General features: G+C 71.4%; 18 protein-coding genes. 14 read left to right on the top strand and 4 right to left on the bottom strand.

Going from position 1 to position 17,665, the window contains the following annotated elements; translation table 11 throughout:
- The first annotated feature begins 105 nt into the window (after window positions 1-105).
- From NL112_RS06145 to NL112_RS06100, 10 genes are all read left to right on the top strand, one after another.
- Entirely contained in the window at window positions 106-1,347 is a 1,242-nt protein-coding gene (locus tag NL112_RS06145) for an argininosuccinate synthase (protein WP_255151746.1), read from the top strand.
- Between the two features lie 4 nt (window positions 1,348-1,351).
- Entirely contained in the window at window positions 1,352-2,803 is a 1,452-nt protein-coding gene (gene argH, locus NL112_RS06140; RefSeq protein WP_255151745.1) for an argininosuccinate lyase, read from the top strand.
- Window positions 2,804-3,001: 198 nt separating this feature from the next.
- Window positions 3,002-3,166 (top strand): lysine biosynthesis protein LysW, encoded by a 165-nt coding sequence (gene lysW / locus NL112_RS06135; RefSeq protein WP_255151744.1) that lies wholly within the window; start codon window positions 3,002-3,004, stop codon window positions 3,164-3,166.
- Between the two features lie 24 nt (window positions 3,167-3,190).
- Window positions 3,191-4,063: a lysine biosynthesis protein LysX gene (lysX, locus tag NL112_RS06130; protein ID WP_255151743.1), complete on the top strand. Its 873-nt coding sequence runs from the start codon at window positions 3,191-3,193 to the stop codon at window positions 4,061-4,063.
- Window positions 4,060-5,091 carry an N-acetyl-gamma-glutamyl-phosphate reductase gene (gene argC, locus NL112_RS06125; RefSeq protein WP_255151742.1) on the top strand — a complete coding sequence of 344 codons (1,032 nt, stop codon included), beginning with the start codon at window positions 4,060-4,062 and terminating at the stop codon, window positions 5,089-5,091. Before lysX ends, argC begins: the two co-directional genes overlap by 4 nt.
- 17 nt (window positions 5,092-5,108) lie before the next feature.
- Entirely contained in the window at window positions 5,109-5,939 is an 831-nt protein-coding gene (locus tag NL112_RS06120; protein WP_255151741.1) for an acetylglutamate/acetylaminoadipate kinase, read from the top strand.
- Window positions 5,936-7,066: an aspartate aminotransferase family protein gene (locus NL112_RS06115; RefSeq protein ID WP_255151740.1), complete on the top strand. Its 1,131-nt coding sequence runs from the start codon at window positions 5,936-5,938 to the stop codon at window positions 7,064-7,066. Before NL112_RS06120 ends, NL112_RS06115 begins: the two co-directional genes overlap by 4 nt.
- A complete protein-coding gene (locus NL112_RS06110) occupies window positions 7,063-8,160 on the top strand; it encodes a [LysW]-lysine hydrolase (protein ID WP_255151739.1) in 1,098 nt (365 codons plus the stop codon). Before NL112_RS06115 ends, NL112_RS06110 begins: the two co-directional genes overlap by 4 nt.
- Window positions 8,157-9,047 (top strand): ornithine carbamoyltransferase, encoded by an 891-nt coding sequence (gene argF / locus NL112_RS06105; protein WP_255151738.1) that lies wholly within the window; start codon window positions 8,157-8,159, stop codon window positions 9,045-9,047. Before NL112_RS06110 ends, argF begins: the two co-directional genes overlap by 4 nt.
- A gap of 31 nt (window positions 9,048-9,078) precedes the next feature.
- A complete protein-coding gene (locus NL112_RS06100) occupies window positions 9,079-9,660 on the top strand; it encodes an NUDIX hydrolase N-terminal domain-containing protein (protein WP_255151737.1) in 582 nt (193 codons plus the stop codon).
- On the opposite strand, the gene NL112_RS06095 is transcribed toward NL112_RS06100, so the two are convergent.
- Together NL112_RS06095 and NL112_RS06090 are read right to left on the bottom strand one after the other, a co-directional pair.
- Window positions 9,661-10,134: a DUF6789 family protein gene (locus NL112_RS06095; RefSeq protein WP_255151736.1), complete on the bottom strand. Its 474-nt coding sequence runs from the start codon at window positions 10,132-10,134 to the stop codon at window positions 9,661-9,663.
- A gap of 83 nt (window positions 10,135-10,217) precedes the next feature.
- Window positions 10,218-12,047 (bottom strand): endonuclease/exonuclease/phosphatase family protein, encoded by a 1,830-nt coding sequence (locus NL112_RS06090; RefSeq protein WP_255151735.1) that lies wholly within the window; start codon window positions 12,045-12,047, stop codon window positions 10,218-10,220.
- 152 nt (window positions 12,048-12,199) lie between these two features.
- Between NL112_RS06090 and NL112_RS06085 the strand changes: the two genes are divergently transcribed.
- On the top strand, window positions 12,200-12,580 hold the full coding sequence (locus NL112_RS06085; RefSeq protein ID WP_255151734.1) for a helix-turn-helix domain-containing protein: 381 nt from the start codon (window positions 12,200-12,202) through the stop codon (window positions 12,578-12,580).
- Between the two features lie 245 nt (window positions 12,581-12,825).
- A complete protein-coding gene (locus NL112_RS06080; protein ID WP_255151733.1) occupies window positions 12,826-13,170 on the top strand; it encodes a winged helix-turn-helix transcriptional regulator in 345 nt (114 codons plus the stop codon).
- 98 nt (window positions 13,171-13,268) lie between these two features.
- Here NL112_RS06080 and NL112_RS06075 read toward each other — a convergent pair whose 3' ends face one another.
- On the bottom strand, window positions 13,269-13,427 hold the full coding sequence (locus NL112_RS06075) for a DUF7331 family protein (RefSeq protein ID WP_255151732.1): 159 nt from the start codon (window positions 13,425-13,427) through the stop codon (window positions 13,269-13,271).
- 124 nt (window positions 13,428-13,551) lie between these two features.
- Between NL112_RS06075 and NL112_RS06070 the strand changes: the two genes are divergently transcribed.
- Window positions 13,552-13,785: a DUF8001 family protein gene (locus tag NL112_RS06070; protein WP_255151731.1), complete on the top strand. Its 234-nt coding sequence runs from the start codon at window positions 13,552-13,554 to the stop codon at window positions 13,783-13,785.
- A 64-nt stretch (window positions 13,786-13,849) separates the two neighbouring features.
- Window positions 13,850-15,154, top strand: a complete 1,305-nt coding sequence (thrC, locus tag NL112_RS06065) for a threonine synthase (RefSeq protein WP_255151730.1) — start codon at window positions 13,850-13,852, stop codon at window positions 15,152-15,154.
- A gap of 31 nt (window positions 15,155-15,185) precedes the next feature.
- Here thrC and NL112_RS06060 read toward each other — a convergent pair whose 3' ends face one another.
- Entirely contained in the window at window positions 15,186-17,468 is a 2,283-nt protein-coding gene (locus NL112_RS06060) for a prolyl oligopeptidase family serine peptidase (RefSeq protein WP_255151729.1), read from the bottom strand.
- Window positions 17,469-17,665: the final 197 nt, after the last annotated feature.

The following is a 17,665-nucleotide window of genomic DNA, read 5'->3' as shown; positions in this document are numbered from 1 at the left end:
CGGGCCTCCCGGCCCGATAACCACAGTTCCACCCCGACGGTCGCCTCGCTTTCGCCGACAACCGCCCGGTAGGCGGTCCATCCGACACCCCCAATCACCACAACAATGACAGAGAAAGTCGCCCTCGCCTTCTCCGGCGGGCTCGACACCACGGTCTGTGTACCACTGCTCGAAGAGGAGTACGGCTACGACGAAGTTATCGGCGTCACCGTCGACGTCGGCCAGCCCGAAGGCGAGTTCGCCGAGGCCGAGGAGACGGCCGAGGCGCTCGGCCTCGAGGTCCACGTCGTCGACGCGAAAGACGAGTTCGCCGACCTGTGTCTCGACGCGGTCCGCGCGAACGCCACGTATCAGGGCTATCCGCTCGGCACCGCACTCGCCCGCCCGGTCATCGCGCAGGCCATCCTCGACGTCGCAATCGAGGAGGGCTGTACCGGCCTCGCACACGGCTGTACCGGCAAGGGCAACGACCAACTGCGGTTCGAGGCCGTCTGGCGCGACTCCGACATGGAGGTCATCGCGCCCGTCCGCGAACTCGGGCTCACCCGCGAGTGGGAGAAGGAGTACGCCGCCGAGAAGGACCTGCCCGTCGAGGCCGGCAACGAGGGCGACTGGTCCATCGACACGAACCTCTGGTCCCGCTCCGTCGAGGGGAAGGAACTGGAGGAGCCGGGCTACGTTCCCGGCGAGGAGATATACGAGTGGACCACCGCACCCTCCGGCGACACCGAGGAGGTCGAAATCACCTTCGAGGAGGGGTATCCCACGGCGCTGAACGGGGAGGCGATGGACCCGGTCGAACTCATCGAGACGCTGAACGAGAAAGCCGGCGCGTACGGCGTCGGCCGCACCGACGTGATGGAAGACCGGATGCTCGGCCTGAAGGTCCGCGAGAACTACGAACACCCCGCGGCGACCACCCTGCTGAACGCCCACGAGGGGCTGGAGGCGCTCGTCCTGACGAAGGACGAGCGCTCGTTCAAGAACTACGTCGACCAGGAGTGGGCCGAGAAGGGGTACCAGGGGCTCGTCAACGGCCCGCTCGTGCAGGCGCTCGAAGCGTTCGTCGCGGAGACGAACGAGCGCGTCACCGGCACCGTGACGGTCCGCTTCGAGGGCGGTCAGGCCCGCGTCGTCGGCCGCGAGTCGCCGTACGCCGTCTACTCGGCGGAGGCCGCCTCGTTCAACACCGAGGACGTCACCGGCGACATCGAGCAGGCCGACGCCACGGGCGTCGCCAAGTACCACGGGTTCCAGGAACGTCTCGCCAACCGCGCGATGGAGCGTGCGAAAGCCGAGGCCGTGACGGACGGCGGGGATAGTGACACGGGAGCGAACGAGGAGTGAACGGATGAGCGACGAGGAGTCCAGCGACGTGGTCCGCCGCGAGCGGTTCAGCGGCGGCCCCGCCCGCGGGTTCCTCTCCTCGCTCGACAGCGACGCGCGCATCTTCCGCGCTGACCTGCAGGTGGACCGCGCCCACGTCGTGATGCTCGCCGAGCAGGGCATCGTCGAGGAGAGCGAGGCCGCCGAGATACTCGCCGCGCTCGACGACGTTGAGCAGGCGGGCCACGCCGACCTCCCGGACGGCGAGGACGTCCACGCGGCCATCGAGACGGCCGTCATCGACCGCGTCGGCCCCGTCGGCGGGAAGATGCACACCGCCCGCTCCCGGAACGACGAGGTGGCGACCTGTCTCCGCTACCGCCTGCGCGCGGACCTCCTCGCCCTCGCCGAGAGCGTCGTCGCGTTCCGCGAGGTGCTCGCGGAGGCGGCCGAGAGCCACGCCGAGACGGTGATGCCCGGCTACACCCACCTCCAACCGGCCCAGCCGACGACCGTCGGCCACTACCTGCTGTCCTACGAGTCGGCGCTCGCCCGCGACACCGAGCGCCTGCTGGACGCGTTCGACCGCACGAACCGCTCGCCGCTTGGCGCGGCGGCGTTCGCGGGCACCCCGTTCGACGTGGACCGCGAGCGCGTCGCGGCCCTGCTCGGCTTCGACGGCGTCGTCGAGAACAGCACCGACGCCGTCTCGGCCCGCGACTTCCTGACGGAGACGACCGCCGCGGCGGCGACGCTCGCCACCCACCTGTCGGGCGTCGCCGAGGACCTGATACTGTTCGCCAACAAGGGGTACGTCGACCTCTCGGACGACTACGCGTCGACCTCCTCAATCATGCCCCAGAAGAAGAACCCCGATACGCTGGAACTCGTCCGCGCGAGCGCGGGCGACGCCTCGGCCGGGATGAACGGTCTGTTGACGACGCTGAAGGGCCTGCCCCGCGCCTACAACCGCGACCTCCAGCGCGCCCACGACCACGCGTTCGACGCGGTCGACGCCGTCCGAGAGGCGACCGAGGTGGCCGCGGGCGCCGTCGCCACGGCCGACTGGAACGCCGACGCGCTCGAAGCGGCCGCGGGCGAGGGGTTCTCGACGGCCACGGGCGTCGCGGACCTGCTGGCGATGCAGGGCATCCCGTTCCGCACCGCACACGAAATCGTCGCCGAAGCGGGTGAGTCGGGCGGCGACCTCGCGGCCATCGAGGCCGCCGTCGCGGACGTGCTCGGTGGCGACCTCTCCGAACACGTCGACCCCGACGCCGTCGCCGCGGCGCTCGACCCCGCACGCTCGGTCGCGTCGCGCGACTCGCAGGGTGGACCCGCGCCCGACGCCGTCGCCGCGGCGCTCGACGACGTGGCGGCGGCCGTCGCGGACGCCGAGGCGGCCGTCGAGCGTCGCCGCGAGGCACTCGCGAACGCCGAAGACCGCCTCGCAGCGGAGGTGTCGACGCATGTCTGAGCCGCGACGCGTCGACCGGCGACCGCCGCGGTCGCCGCCGCCGTCCCCGGCCGGGGACGAATGACACACTCCTGATACAGGAAACACTTGCGACGCCCTGTTCGCCCGTTCTATACGAATAGCGGCCGCCTCGCACTATGTTTGTGTTCTGATAAGTTCGATGGGTTTAAGTCCATGAGGACGCGAGTACGGTGTACGATGGCAGAATGCATCGAGTGCGGGGCCGACCTGAGCCTCCACGACGATCTGGAAGCCGGAGAGATAGTCGACTGCTCGACGTGCGGTGCCGAACTCGAGGTCATCTCGACCGACCCCCTCGAACTCGACACGGCGCCCGAACTCGAAGAGGACTGGGGCGAGTAAGCCCCGTCCGGCGCAGGTGACATCATGCAGATAGGAATGCTATACTCGCGCATCCGGCGGGACGAGAAGCTCCTGCTGTCGGAACTGCGCGAGCGCGGCCACGAGGTGGAGAAGATAGACGTCCGAAAGGAGCGGTTCAACGTGGCGGAGCCACCGGCCGCCTTCGCGGACCTCGACCTCGTCGTCGACCGCTGTCTGGCGACGTCGCGGTCACGGTACGTCACCCGCTTCACCGACCACTACGACGTGCCGGTCGTCAACCACCCGGAGACGGCCGCCATCTGCGCCGACAAGGCACGCAACAGCCTCGTCCTCGAGGAGGCGGGCGTCCCCACGCCCGACACGGATGTCGCGTTCACCAAGGAGTCCGCGATGGAGGCCATCGAGCGGTTCGGCTACCCCTGCGTGCTCAAGCCGGTCGTCGGCTCGTGGGGCCGGCTGATGGCGAAGATAGATTCGCGGTCGGCGGCCGAGGCCGTCCTCGAACACAAGGAGACGCTCGGCCACTACGAGCACAAGGTGTTCTACATCCAGGAGTTCGTCGAGAAGCCGGGACGGGACATCCGCGTGCTCGCCACCGACGGCGAGCCGGTCGCGGCGATGGCCCGCTCGTCGGACCACTGGCTCACGAACGCCGCGAAAGGTGCCGAGACCGAGCGCATCGAGGTGGACGACGAGATGCACGACCTCGTCGAGCGCGCCTCCGACGCCGTCGGCGGCGGCCTGCTCGGCGTCGACCTGATGGAGACGGGCGACTCGTACACGGTTCACGAGGTGAACCACACCGTCGAGTTCAAGGCGCTCGACGAGGTGGCCGAGGTGGACGTGCCCGGCCGCGTCGTCGACTGGCTGGAGGCCCGCGCGGAGCGCGGGCTCGAAGGGGAGGTGCCCGCATGAAAGCGGCCGTCGTCGGCGGGAGCGGGTTCACCGGCGGCGAACTCCTCCGGCTTCTCGACGGCCACCCCGAGTTCGAGGTGGCACAGGCCACCTCCCGCAGTTACGCCAACAAGACCGTCGGCTCGGTCCACCCGAACCTGCGGCATCTCGACCTGCGGTTCACCGAGCCGACGGACCTGGAATCGGTCGACGTGCTGTTCGCGGCCACCCCTCACGGAGTCTCGATGGAGCAGATAGACGCGTTCCGCGACGCCGCCGACACCGTCGTCGACCTCTCGGCGGACTTCCGCCTGCCGCGCGAGGAGCAGTACGACGAGTGGTACGACGGCCACGAGCGGCCCGACCTGCTCGACGAGGCGGAGTACGCCCTGCCCGAGCTAAATCGGGAGAACCTCCCCGGGGCGGACCTCATCGCCGCCGGGGGCTGTAACGCCACCGCGACCATCGTCGGCCTCCTGCCGCTGTTCGAGAACGACATCCTGGAGGGCGACGAACAGGTCGTCGTCGACGTGAAGGTCGGCTCCTCGGAGGGGGGTGCCGGCGGCGGCGACGCCTCCTCGCACGCCGAGCGCTCCGGGGTGGTGCGGCCGTACGCGCCGACGGGCCACCGCCACGAGGCCGAGATACAGGAGTATCTCGGGCTGGACGTGTCGTTCACGGTCCACGCGGTGGACATGGTCCGCGGTGCGTCCGCGACGTGTCACGTGTTCCCGAACGGCCCCGTCTCGAAGGGCGACCTCTGGGGCGCGTACCGCGGCAGTTACGAGGACGAACCGTTCGTCCGCATGGCCTCCGGCGGTGGCGGCGTCTACCGCTACCCCGAACCGAAGGCCGTCGCGGGCTCGAACTACGCGGAGGTCGGGTTCGAACTCGACCCCACGAACAAGCGGCTGGTCGTCTTCTCGGCCATCGACAACATGATGAAGGGCTCGGCGGGGCAGGCGGTTCACGCCGCCAACGTCGCGCTCGGCCTCGAGGAGACGGCCGGACTCGAGCACACGGGCTTTCACCCCGTGGGCGCACCCTGACAGCGGTTTTTCCATACATGACGGTAGTAGTCAAGATCGGCGGCGCCCGCGCGGTCGACCCGTCGGGCGCCCTGAGCGACGCGGCACAGCTGGAGACCGACCTCGCAGTCGTCCACGGCGGGTCCACCGCGGTCGACGACGCCCTCGAACGCATGGGCATCGAACCGGAGTACGTCGAGACCCCCTCCGGAGTCGTCGGCCGATTCACCGACGCGGAGACGATGGACGTGTTCAAGATGGCGATGGCCGGGCAGGTGAACACCGACCTCGTCGCCGGCCTGCGGGAGGCGGGCGTCGACGCCGTCGGCCTCTCGGGGGTCGACGGCGGCCTCCTGTCGGGGAAACGGAAGTCCGCGGTCCGCGTCGTCGAGGACGGCAAGAAGAAGATACGGCGGGGCGACCACTCGGGCACCATCGAGTCGGTGAACGCCGACCTGCTGGAGCGGTTGCTCGACGGGGGGTACACGCCCGTCGCCTCGCCGCCGATGCTCGCGGACGACGGCGTTCCGGTCAACACCGACGCCGACCGGGCCGCCGCCGCGGTGGCGGGCGCGCTCGACGCGACGCTCGTGATTCTCACGGACGTGGAGGGCGTCTACCGCGACCCCGACGACCCGGAGACGCGCATCGAGTCGGTGGAGACCCCCGCCGAGTACGAGGAACTCACCGAGGCCGCGGAGGGATTCATGACCCGGAAGGTGATGGCCGCGACCGAGGCCCTCGAACAGGGTGCGACCGAGGTGGTCGTCGCCAGCGCCAACGCCGACGCCCCCATCACGGGCGCCGTGGACGGCGGCGGCACGCACGTCTACCCGAGCGCGCTCGCCGAGGAGGGGAGCGACGCATGAGCGGGTTCGTGTTCTCCGAGAAGCCCATCGCCATCGAATCGGGCGAGGGCGTCACGCTCACCGCGACGGACGGCACCGAGTACCTCGATTTCGGCGCCTCCTACGCCTGTACGCCGGTGGGCCACTGTCACCCCGACGTGGTCGAGGCCACCACCCAGCAGGTGCAGGAGCTCATGTACGTGCAGGCCTCCTACCCGAACGCAGCCCGCACCGCCCTCTACGAGCAACTGGCGGACGTCGCGCCCGGCGACGTCGACAACGTGTGGCTCTGCAACTCCGGCACGGAGGCGAACGAGGCGGCGCTGAAGTTCGCGCGTGCGGCGACCGGCCGTGAGAAGATCGTCGCCACCACCCAGGGGTTCCACGGGCGGACGATGGGCGCGCTCGCGGCGACGTGGAAGAACAAGTACAAGGAGCCGTACGAACCCCTGGCCGGCGGCGTCGAGTTCGTCCCGTACGGCGACGGCGAGCAACTGCGCGAGGCGGTCGACGAGCAGACGGCGGCGGTCATCCTCGAACCCGTGCAGGGCGAGGGCGGCATCAACCCCGCGCCGACCGAGTACCTCCAGGTCGCCCGCGAGGCGACCGACGAAGCGGGCGCGGCGCTCGTGATGGACGAGATACAGACCGGGCTCGGCCGCACTGGGTCGATGTGGGCCTGCCAGCACCACGACGTGGTGCCCGATATCCTCACGACGGCGAAGGGGCTCGGCTCCGGGCTCCCCATCGGCGCGACGCTCGTGCGCGACTGGATAGCCGAGAGCCACGGCGACCACGGCTCGACGTTCTCGGGCAACCCCGTCACCTGCGCCGCGGCGGGCGCGACGCTCGACGTCATCGAGAGCGAGGACCTGCCCGCCCGCGCCAGCGAACGGGGCGACTACCTGCGTGCGGAACTCGACGCCGCGCTGGGCGACGAGGTGCGCGACGTGCGCGGCCAGGGGCTACTGGTCGGCGTCGAGGTGAAACGGGGGGCGAACCGCCACCTGAAGCGCCTCGCGTTGAACCACCAGGTGCTCGCGCTCCCGGCGGGTCGGACCGTCCTCCGGCTGTTGCCGCCGCTGGTCGTCGATGAGTCCCACGTCGACCGGGTGGTCGACGCCGTGACCGAGGTGGTGACCGGATGAGCGCCGACGGCGCGGCCGAGAGCGTCGCCGTCGACGTCGAGGCGCGCGACCTGCTCCGCGATCTGGTGGAGATACCGTCGCCCTCCGGCGAGGAACAGGAGTGTGCCGAACGGCTCGCGGCGTTCTTCGAGAGCCACGACCGCGAGGTGTGGATAGACGATGTGGGCAACGTCCGCGCGCCGGCCGACGACCGCGCCCTGTTCACCTCGCACGTCGACACCGTGCCGGGCGACATCCCGGTGCGCGTAGAGGACGGCGAGCCGCAGAGCGGCTCGAACGGAGGCGGCGACGCCGCCGAAGGGGGCGAACAGCTGTGGGGTCGCGGCTCCGTCGACGCGAAGGGGCCGCTCGCGGCGCTGGCCGTCGCCGCGGTCCGCACGGGCGTCTCCTTCGCCGGCGTCGTCGGCGAGGAGGTCGAATCCCGCGGGGCGCGCCACCTCGTCGCCGAGCGCGACGCGCCCGATGCAGTCGTCAACGGCGAGCCCTCGGGCTGGGACGGCGTCACGCTCGGCTACCGGGGCATCCTGCAGGGGACGTACGTCGCCACCAGCGAGTCGGGCCACACCTCACGGCCGGAAAACAACGCCATCCAGGACGCCATCGCGTGGTGGTCCCGCGTCGAAGAGGAGTTCGAGAACGACCCCTACGAGCCGGTGTTCGAGCAGGTGACCGCGAAGCCGGTGTCCGTCGAAGGCGGCACCAGCGACGACGGCCTCTCGGTGGAGGCGACGATGGAGGCGCAACTGCGCGTCCCGCCCGAACTCACCTGCGACGAGGTGCGCGAAATCGCCGACGGCCACCTGGAGGCGGGCCACGTCAACTGGAAGGACGCGGTCCAGCCGACGATGCAACCGCCCCGGAACCCGGTCGCGCGGGCGTTCCGCGTCGCCATCCGCGAGACGGGCGGCGACCCCCGCCTGCTCCGGAAGACGGGGACCAGCGACATGAACCTCTACGCGGGCGCGTGGGACTGCCCGATGGCGACGTACGGCCCCGGCGATTCGGACCTCGACCACGCGCCGAACGAACACCTGCCGCTCGCCGAGTTAGACCGCGCGGTGGCCGTGCTAGAGGAGGTGGCCGACCGCCTATGACCCGCCACTTCATCGACGTCGACGACCTGACGCGCGACGAACTCGCGGACGTGTTGACCCGGGCGACGGACCTGAAGGAACGGACGACCCGCGGCAAACCCCACCCCGAACTCGCAGGGCAGTCGCTGGCGATGATATTCGAAAAGCCGTCGACGCGGACCCGCATCTCCTTCGAGACGGGGATGACCCAGCTGGGCGGCCACGCGCTGTTCCTCGGCCCCGACGACATCCAACTCGGGCACGGCGAGCCAATCCGCGACACCGCCCGCGTCCTCTCGCGGTACGTCGACTGCGTGATGGCCCGGATGTTCGACCACAGCGACGTGACCGCGCTCGCGGAGTACGCCACCGTCCCGGTGGTCAACGGCCTCACGGACGACGCCCACCCCTGTCAGACGCTCGCGGACCTGCTGACCATCCAGGAGACGTTCGGCGACTTCGACGTGTCGGTCGCGTGGGTCGGCGACGGCAACAACGTCTGTCAGTCGTTCGTCCGCGGCGCCGCCATGACCGGCATCGACCTGACGGTGGCGACGCCCGCCGGCTACGAACCCGACGACGGGACCGTCGACCGGGCCGCGGAACTCGGCGCCGCCCCCGAAGTGACGAACGACCCCGAGGACGCGGTCGAGGGCGCGGACGTCGTCTACACCGACGTCTGGGTGTCGATGGGCCAGGAGGACGAACGCGAGCAGAAACTGCAGGCGTTCAACGGGTTCCAGGTGAACGCGGACCTGCTCGACGGCCAGAAGGTGATGCACTGTCTGCCCGCCCACCGCGGCGAGGAGATAACCGACGCCGTACTGGAGAGCGACGACGCGCTCGTCTGGGACCAGGCGGAGAACCGCCTCCACGCCCAGAAGGGGCTGTTGACGTTCCTGGGGTAGGTTTTTGCCCGCCGGGAGGCGTCCCGGGCGTATGCCCTCCGACGACACCCTCGACCTGCTGGCGCTGTTGGACGACCTCCGTGTCATCGCCGCCAACGGGCTGGCGTACGCCGACGACCCCTACGACGAACAGCGGTACGAGCGCCTGCAGGAACTGGTCGACGGGTACTACGGCCGCACGCTCGCGCTCCCCCCGGAGGAGGTCCGGGAGCGACTGGCCGACGAGTTCGGTCCCGTCACGCCGAAGGTGGGCGCGACGGGCGCCGTCGTCCGCGACGACGAGGTGTTGACGATGCGGCGCCCCGGCGGCGCGTGGTGTCTGCCGGGCGGCAACGCAGACCCCGGCGAAGAGCCCGAGGAGACGGTCCGCCGGGAGGTCCGCGAGGAGACCGGCCTCCGGGTCGACCCGGTCGACCTCGTCGACGCCTACCTCCTGCCCGCGGGGACGGAGTACGACCCCCACGGTGCCGTCACGCTCCTGTACCGCTGTGAGCGGGTCGGTGGGGAGTTGACGCTCTCCCACGAGGGGACCGACCTGCGGTGGCAGTCCCCGACGGACGTCGAGGAGTGGTTCGCGGACCACGAGCGGTACGCCCGCGACGCCGTCGGCTGATTACAGGTCCCGAGCGGCGACGAACACCGCGCCCGTGACGACGCCGTAGACGACGTGCCACAGGAGGCTCGGCACCGCGAAGTTCGGGAACGGCGGCGCCGCGGGGAAGCCGACCGCGGACAGCCACAGCGGCATCACCAGCGCCGCGAGCAGGAGCCACGTCACGGCGCCGTAGCCGACGCCCGCCGCGACGACGGTCCGCGGTTCCTGCAGGTCAGCCGCCTCCACGATGCCGGCGAATACCACGCCCAGCACGGCGCCGTGGGAGATGTGGACGAACAGGCCGACAGCCGGGGTCGGCGGCGGCGCGAGCGTGTAGAGGCCGGGTATCGCGCCCGCGATGATGTTCGTCGCGCCCATCGCCAGCATCAGTACCGACATGACCACCGCGCCGGCGATGCCGGCGACGACGCCGCCGCGCCACGCGTCCTCGCCCGTCTCGATACCGGTTTCGCGTCGTGTCTCTGTCGACATGACGGGCGGGTGGTCGACGAGGAGGTGAAAAGCGGCGGCGGGTGCGGGCGACGATGCGACCCGGACGCACGGGCGCACGACCGTCACCCGCGGTCGAGCGTTGCGGTGACGCCCCGATGGTCGGAGGCGTCCGGTCCCCCGAACACCGCCACGTCGGTCGTGTCGAACCCCCGGACGAATGCGTAGTCGATGCGCCGCCGGGGGCGAGCGGCGCTGTAGGTGTGCCCGTCGCCGTCGCCGGCGGCGGCCCACGCGTCCGTCAGCGAGTCGGCGAGCACGTCGTACACCCGTTCGTCCGGCGTCGCGTTGAAGTCCCCGAGCACGACCGCCCGCTCGTCCCCCACGACCATCTCGACCACGCGCCGGGCCTGCCGTTCGCAGACCGTTCCCTCGACCTCCAGATGGGCGACGACGGCGGGGAACGCGCCGTCGGGGTGCTCGACCGTCGCGCGCAGGGCCGGCCGGGGGACGGTGTCGGCCGTCGGGAGGTCGACGACCGCGGCGTCGCGGAGCGGCCACTTCGAGAGCAGGGCGACGCCGTAGCCCCCGCTCCGGGTGGCCGGTCCGAGGTGGTAGTGGTAGCCGAGCGCCGCGGCCAGCCACCGCACCCCGTGGACGTTGCCGGCGGTGACGCGGGCACCCGCCGTCTCCTGGAGACCGACGACGCCGGCGTCCTGCCGCCGGAGCAGGTCGGCGACCGCCCGGAGATTGTACGCCCCGCTCGCGTCCACGAACTGGTGGACGTTGTACGTCGCGACCCGGAGCCGCTCGGGGCCGTCGTCGGCCGGTCGGGGCGTCCGGAACAGCGCGCCGACGACGCCGAGCAGGCCGGCACCGACCCCGGCCGCGAGCGCTCGCCGCTGGCCGTCCGGTGGCTCGTCGCGCGGGGCCGCCGGCGTCTCCGTCCGGGCCGCGAGCGCCGCCGTCCCCGCGAGAAGCGCCCCGAGCGCGAGGACGAACGCCGGTTCCAGCCCTCGGAGCAGGGTGCCGACGCCGGGGACGAACGCCCAGTTGACCGCGAGGGCGAACCCGGCGACACACAGCAGGCCGGCGAGTTGAGCGACACAGACCGCGAGACCCGCCCGCCCGGGCGACCGCTCGCCGCGGCCGGCCGTCGCCGCCAGCACGACCAGCGCGGCCGTCGCGGGGGCGACGGCGGCGACGGTGACGCCCGCGAGCAGGACGGCGAGCGACCCCACGAGCCCGAGCCCCCACCCGACCGTCTCGCGGGCGTCCGGCGCGCCACGGTCGGCCACCCAGCCGGCGCCCGCGAGCAGACCGACCGCCGACAGCGCGACGGCCGCGAGATACGAGCCGTCGACCCAGCGCGCGGAGACGGTGGGGTAGCCGAGCCACAGCGCCGCGAGGAAGACGGCGACGAACAGCGGGGCGAGACGGGGAGCGGGGGCGAGGTCGCGACCGGACTCGCCGCCGCGACCGCTCGCCGCGACGAGCGCGGCGAACAGCGCGACGAGCGCCACCCACCCCTCCGGCGTCGCGTACGGCGAGACGGCCCCGAGCAGGCCACGGAGCGCCAGCACCACGAGCAGGCCGACCGCGACCGCGACGCCGACCCGGTCGCCCAGCGCCCGCGCGTCGGCCGCCAGCAGGGGCGTGAGTGCGACGCCGACGGCCGCCGCCCCGACGAGCGCGACGACCGGCGGGCCGACCAACGAGACGGCGAGGCCGCCGCCCGCGAGCACGAGCGCGGCCCGGCGCCGCGTGGCCGGCGGGAGTCGCGCGGCGACGGGGACCGCCCAGCCGGTGACCAGCGCCACGGCGAGCAGGGCGGTGGGGGTGGGGCCGGCCGTCGAGAAGTTCAGCACGAACACGCGGGTGACGGCGTACGTTAGCGTCGACAGCAGGAGGGCGACGGACAGCGACGCACGGAGGAGTCGACTGCCGGACGACATACCCCACGCTCCGCGCGGGGGAGCAAAAAGGGGGCGGCCGGGCATCCCGGGGCGTCGGCGCGGCCGCGTGGGCGGTCCGACGACGGGGGCGCACGCCCGGTGAGTCGCAGGTAACTCCGGGATTGAAGGCGGCCACCGGCGTACGGTCGCCCATGCGAACCGACCCCGACCCGAGCCGGTTCCGCGAGCTGATGCTCGATGAGGAACCGGGGTTCGAGGAGGTCCTCGCGTGCGTGTTCGGCGTGCAGGAACACGAGGTGCGGACGTACCTCGTCTTACGCGACCATCCGGGCAGTACCGTCGCCGAACTGGCCGACGCGCTGGACCGCGACCGCTCGAACGTCAACCGGTCGCTGTCGACGCTTCGCGAGAAGGGGCTCGCGCGCCGCGAGCGGCGACTGCTCGACTCCGGGGGCCACGTCTACCAGTACACTGCGACGCCCGCCGACGAGGCCCGCGAGTTGATGCACGAGACGCTCGACGAGTGGGCCGCCTACGTCCACGAGCGCATCGACGAGTTCCCGGAGGACTAATCGACGAGTCCCTGCTCGCGCAGGTGTTCCTCGAGTTCGGCCTCGCTGTCGAACGCCTCGTCGCAGGCGTCACAGACGTACTCCTCGTCCCCGTCGGAGGCGTGGCTCTCGCTCATAGCCGCCGGTACGCCCGTCGAGGGCTTGAAACCACGGCGTGGCGACCGGGCCGTGCGGACCCACGCGGTCGTGTGTGGTAACCGGATTACCGCAGGTAAGCTTATGTTCGGGACCGCGAACGGCCGAGCATGTCCGACGACGCGCTCGGCGTCTGGTGTGCAGGCGAGGACTGGTGTCCCATCACCGCGACGGCCACGGTCATCGGGAAGAAGTGGCATCCGGTCATCGTCCATCGGTTACTCGACGAGCCCCGGGGGTTCAACGACCTCCAGCGCGCGGTCGACGGCATCTCCTCGAAGGTGCTGTCGGACTCGCTTGAGAGCCTCGAGGACCACGGCCTCGTCGAACGGACGGTGGTCTCGGAGAAGCCGTTCCGCGTCGAGTACGCGCTGACTGAGCGGGGGCGGTCGCTCCGGCCGGTCATCGAGGAGATGCAGGCGTGGGGGAGCGACCACCTCGCCGCACCGCCCTGACTGCGCGAGCGACGACGACGCCTCCGAGGCCGATGCCGGAACCCTGGTTTGCTGTCGGTCATCGCCGTGCGGCTGTCGGTGTGGGGAGCGGGCGCGCTCTATCGGTGGCTGGCGACGTCGAGCGGCGCGTCGGTCTGGACCCACGCGCTGTGGTTGTGTTCGTCGTAGACGATGAGGCCGCCATCGGCGAGTTCTATCGCCGCGTCGCGCTGGTCGGCGGGCAGTTCCGGCCGGTCGTCGGTTGGCGTGGCGGTCATGGGTATCGACGCGGGGGACCGCGTCACGTCCGGGAGTTCGCGCCGTATCGTGTTAAGTGTTATCACGTGTCAGACGTGCGGCGGACGACGACGGCTATTTGGCCGCGGCCGCCGTTGGACCGCCATGACCATCACCGTCGACGCGGGCGAACTGGGGGCCGACGACCTGATGGCCCGACTGAAGGACGGGGAACGCGTGGTCGTACGCACGGAGTTCGTCGGCGAGACGCGGGAGGTGACGCTCCGGTTCGACGGCGAGACGTTCTACTGCGACACGCCGACGCGACTCCACCGCCACGACGACGAGGCCGAGATGCGCACCTGCATCGAGAACCAGGGGTACGCGGCCGACGCGTAGCGGTCGCCCGGCAGTGTTGGTCGGGACCGGCCCCTTTTTGCTCGCGGAACGGTCACGTCCGGCAATGACCGACCTGACGCTACCCGACGACCCCGACCCGCCGGACTGCGCCGACGACGGGGTCTGGCTCACCTGCATCGACTGCGGCCACGACGTCGCGCCGTTCGACGACATCGTCTACACCTGCCCGGAGTGTGACGCCCTGCTGGAGGCCCGCTACGACAGCCACCCCACGTTCGACGCGTTCGAGGGGTCGGGCGTGTGGCGCTACAGCGCCGCCCTCCCGTTCGAGACGGGCGTCACGCTCCCCGAGGGGGCGACGCCGCTCCACTACGTCCCCGGACTGGAGGAGGAACTGGGCCTGCGGAACCTCCGTGTCAAACACGAGGGGATGAACCCCACCGGCTCGTTCAAGGACCGCGGGATGACCGTCGGCGTCCGGGTCGCCGAGGAGTTGGGCGTCGACCGCCTCGCGTGCGCCTCGACGGGGAACACCTCGGCGGCGCTCGCGGCGTACGGCGCCCGCGCCGGCCTCGAGACGCTCGTCCTCCTGCCCGAGGGGAAGGTCGCCGCCGGCAAGGTCGCGCAGGCCAGCCTCCACGGCGCGCGCATCCTCGAAGTCGACGGCAACTTCGACGCCTGCCTCGACCGGGTGCAGGACCTCGCGGACCGCGGCGAGGCGTACCTGCTGAACTCGCTGAACCCGTTCCGACTGGAGGGCCAGAAGACCATCGGCCTCGAGATACTGGAGGAGTTCCGCGACGACGAGGGCCGCTTCCCCGACCGCATCGTCCTCCCGGTCGGCAACGCCGGCAACACCGCCGCCCTCTACAAGTGCTTCCGCGAACTCGTCGCGGGCGGCGACCTCGCGCCCGGCGACGTGCCGAAACTCACCGGCGTCCAGGCCGAGGGCGCGGCACCGATGGTCGAGGCCATCGAGGAGGGCAACGACGAGACGCGGCGCTGGCCGGAGGTGGAGACGGTCGCCACCGCCATCCGCATCGGCAACCCCGTCAACGCGCCGAAGGCACTGCCCGGCATCCGGGAGACCGGCGGCACCGCCGTCGCCGTCAGCGACGAGGAGATAACGTCGGCACAGCGCGCGCTCGCCGGCGAGGGCATCGGCGTCGAACCCGCCTCCGCCGCCTCGGTCGCCGGACTACGAAAGCTCCGCGAGCAGGGAGAGGTCGGCGCCGGCGAGGACGTCGTCTGTCTCACGACCGGCCACCTGCTGAAGGACCCCGACGCCGCCGCCGCGGCCGGCAACGACCCCCAGCCGGTGCCCAACGACACGGACAAGATACTCCGCCACCTCGCCGGCGAGAACGTCGAGGGGGGCCTGCTCTCGCGGCTCCGGAGCCTACTGTGAGCGGCTGAAGCGACGCCGCGGGGGCGGCCGCCTACACCCCGAGCCGGACCGTCTGCTCCGACTCGCCCGCGGATACCTCGACGTCGTGCCGGCCGAACGACCCCGCGAGCGTCAGCGTCGCCGGCGTGTCGCTGTCGACCCGCAGGGTGAGCGGCTCGTTCGGGTCGAGGCCCGCCTCCTCGACCCACAGCGTCGCCGCGGCCGCCCCCTCCAGCCGCAGGTCGAGGGCGTTCTCGGCCGGTCGGATGTCGTCGGGCGACTCCCAGACGAGACCGCTCCGCTTGTAGGGGCTCGGTCGGCTCCCGAACCCGCTGAACTCGTCGGTCGCGGGGTCGCCGTAGCCGTCCGCGAGCGAGACGGCGTCGACGAGCGCGGAGTGTGCGTCGGCGGCGATATCGATGTCGTCGACCCAGTAGGCGCCGTCGTGGACCAGCCCCACTTCGGGGTGGTCGAACTCGGGGACGTGGCGGTAGGTGACGCGGTCGGGGTTCCGGGTGACGATGCCGGCATCGAGGAACCGGCCGGCGCGGTCCCAGCGGTCGCGCAACGCGAACGTCAGGTGGCCCTCCAGCGGGAACACGTCGAGTTCGTGCCGGTAGCCGTGCTCGCGGAGCGAGCGGGCGTAGCTCAGCGGCCCGAGGACGGGGACGAGCACGTCCGACCCCCCGTTCCAGATGAGCATCGGGACGTGCCGGAGGTTGTCGGTGACGTGGCGGGCGTCGTCCGGCCGCTCGCTGAAGATGGACAGCAGGCGGCCGCCGCCCTGCCCGCCGAGCAGGTCGCCGGTTATCGTCGAGGGGAGCGAGAGCCAGCCGCCGGTCGCGCCCTCCACGGGGTCCTCGGTGGGTGGGCCGACGACCGAGAACCCCGACGAGAACAGGTCGGGGTACTGTGCCGCGAGAATGAGCGTCCCGTAGCCGCCCATCGAGTAGCCCGCAAGCGAGACGCGGTCGCGGTCCACCGCGAACCGGGATTCGAGGTCGCGCCACGCCTCGAACACGTCGAGTTCTCCCTCCCGGCGGTACCAGAGGCCGGGACCCCGCGCCTGCGGCATCAGCACGATGCTCCCCTGTTTCTCGCCAACCTCGCGCAGGAGGTTCGGCGTGTAGACGGCGTACTGGCTGAAGCAGTTGCCCAGCGAGTGCAGAAGCACCGTCAGCGGCGTCTCCGAGCCGTCGTAGTCGCTCGGCACGTACGCGCCGTACGGCTGGATGCGCCCCTCCAGCAGGTCCTCCGAGGGGTCGACCCCCTCGCCGAAGTCGTACCGCGAGGGGTACAGAAGCGAGAGGTAGCCCGTCTCCGGGACGTTCCGCTCGGTGACGCCCGCACGCAGTTTGCCGAAGTCCACGTCGGCGTGGAACTCCGAGACGTCCCGCTCCGCCAGGGCGATAGCCTGGTCGTGTTCACGCCAGTTGCCCGTCCCGAGGACGCTCGGGAGCCCCGCGTCGACGGCGTCGAACAGCTTCCGCGGGAGCGAGACGGGGTCGAGGTCCGGCGGCGCCACCGGCTCGTCGAACCGGAAGCCGACGTTGAACACCGGCGGCAGGTCCTGTCCGGAGCGTCGACCGCCGGGCCGCGTCTCCGTCGGCGAGACGGCCACCTGCCGGAACGTGCCCTGTCCGGCGTCCCACAGCCCCGTGAGACAGTAGTGGCGCCAGGTCTCCTCCCCCGGGGAAAGCGGCACCTCCACCTCTATCTGGTTGCGCTCGACGTCGACGCTCACGTTCCCGTCGTCGATTGGTTCGCCGTCCAGTTCCGCACCCGTCCCCCACGTCACGAGCACGTGGTCCGCGGGCGAACCGAGGTCGCCCAGCCCGTAGCCCCAATCCGTCCGACCGCCCTCCGGGTCGCCCGTGCCCGACGTGTCGATGCCGATGGCGACCCCGACGGCCTCGGGGTCGAGCATCGTGTTCAGCGTCACGCGGTAGGCGACGCCCGCCTCCGTGGGCCGGGCGCGGAACTCCAAGAGGTCCGCCGCGTTGTACGCGTACCGGTCGGCGTCGTTCGGGTAGTGGTAGTCGCCCGTCGGCTGGGCGAACGGCCCCCACATCCCCTCGCCGCCGGAGGGGCGACGGCTCGCAAGGGACCGCGAATCGGCACCGTGGTCGTCGTAGACGAAGTCCTGATACAGGTACTCACCGTCGACGTAGGCGTCACAGCCGGAGACGAGTATCGGCTCGGCGGCCCACCCCTCGCCGTTCTCCAGTTGGGGCGGGACCGGCGTCTCGCCGTACAGCGCGTCCGGCCCGGGGCGCGACGCCCGGGACGGGACGCGGTCACCGTCGGTCGAGCCTCCGGCGTCGTCCGCTGACATACCGCACACGAAGGAGCCCAAACGGTAAATGAGTTTAGGCGGGAAACGGGGAGGCGTTTAAGTCGTAGGTCGGCGCGCCCCGCGCTCCCCGCTCGTTCAGTCCGTGGCCTCACTACGCTCGGCCACGCGGCTCACGGGTCGCTACGCTCCCCGCTCGTTCAGTCCGTGGCCTCACTACGCTCGGCCACGCGGCTCAC

This window comes from Halorarius halobius, from assembly GCF_024298865.1.
GTDB classification, from domain to species: domain Archaea; phylum Halobacteriota; class Halobacteria; order Halobacteriales; family Haloarculaceae; genus Halorarius; species Halorarius halobius.
The sequence above is the reverse complement of the archived record's forward strand: the minus strand, read 5'-3'. Positions and strand labels throughout refer to the sequence as shown.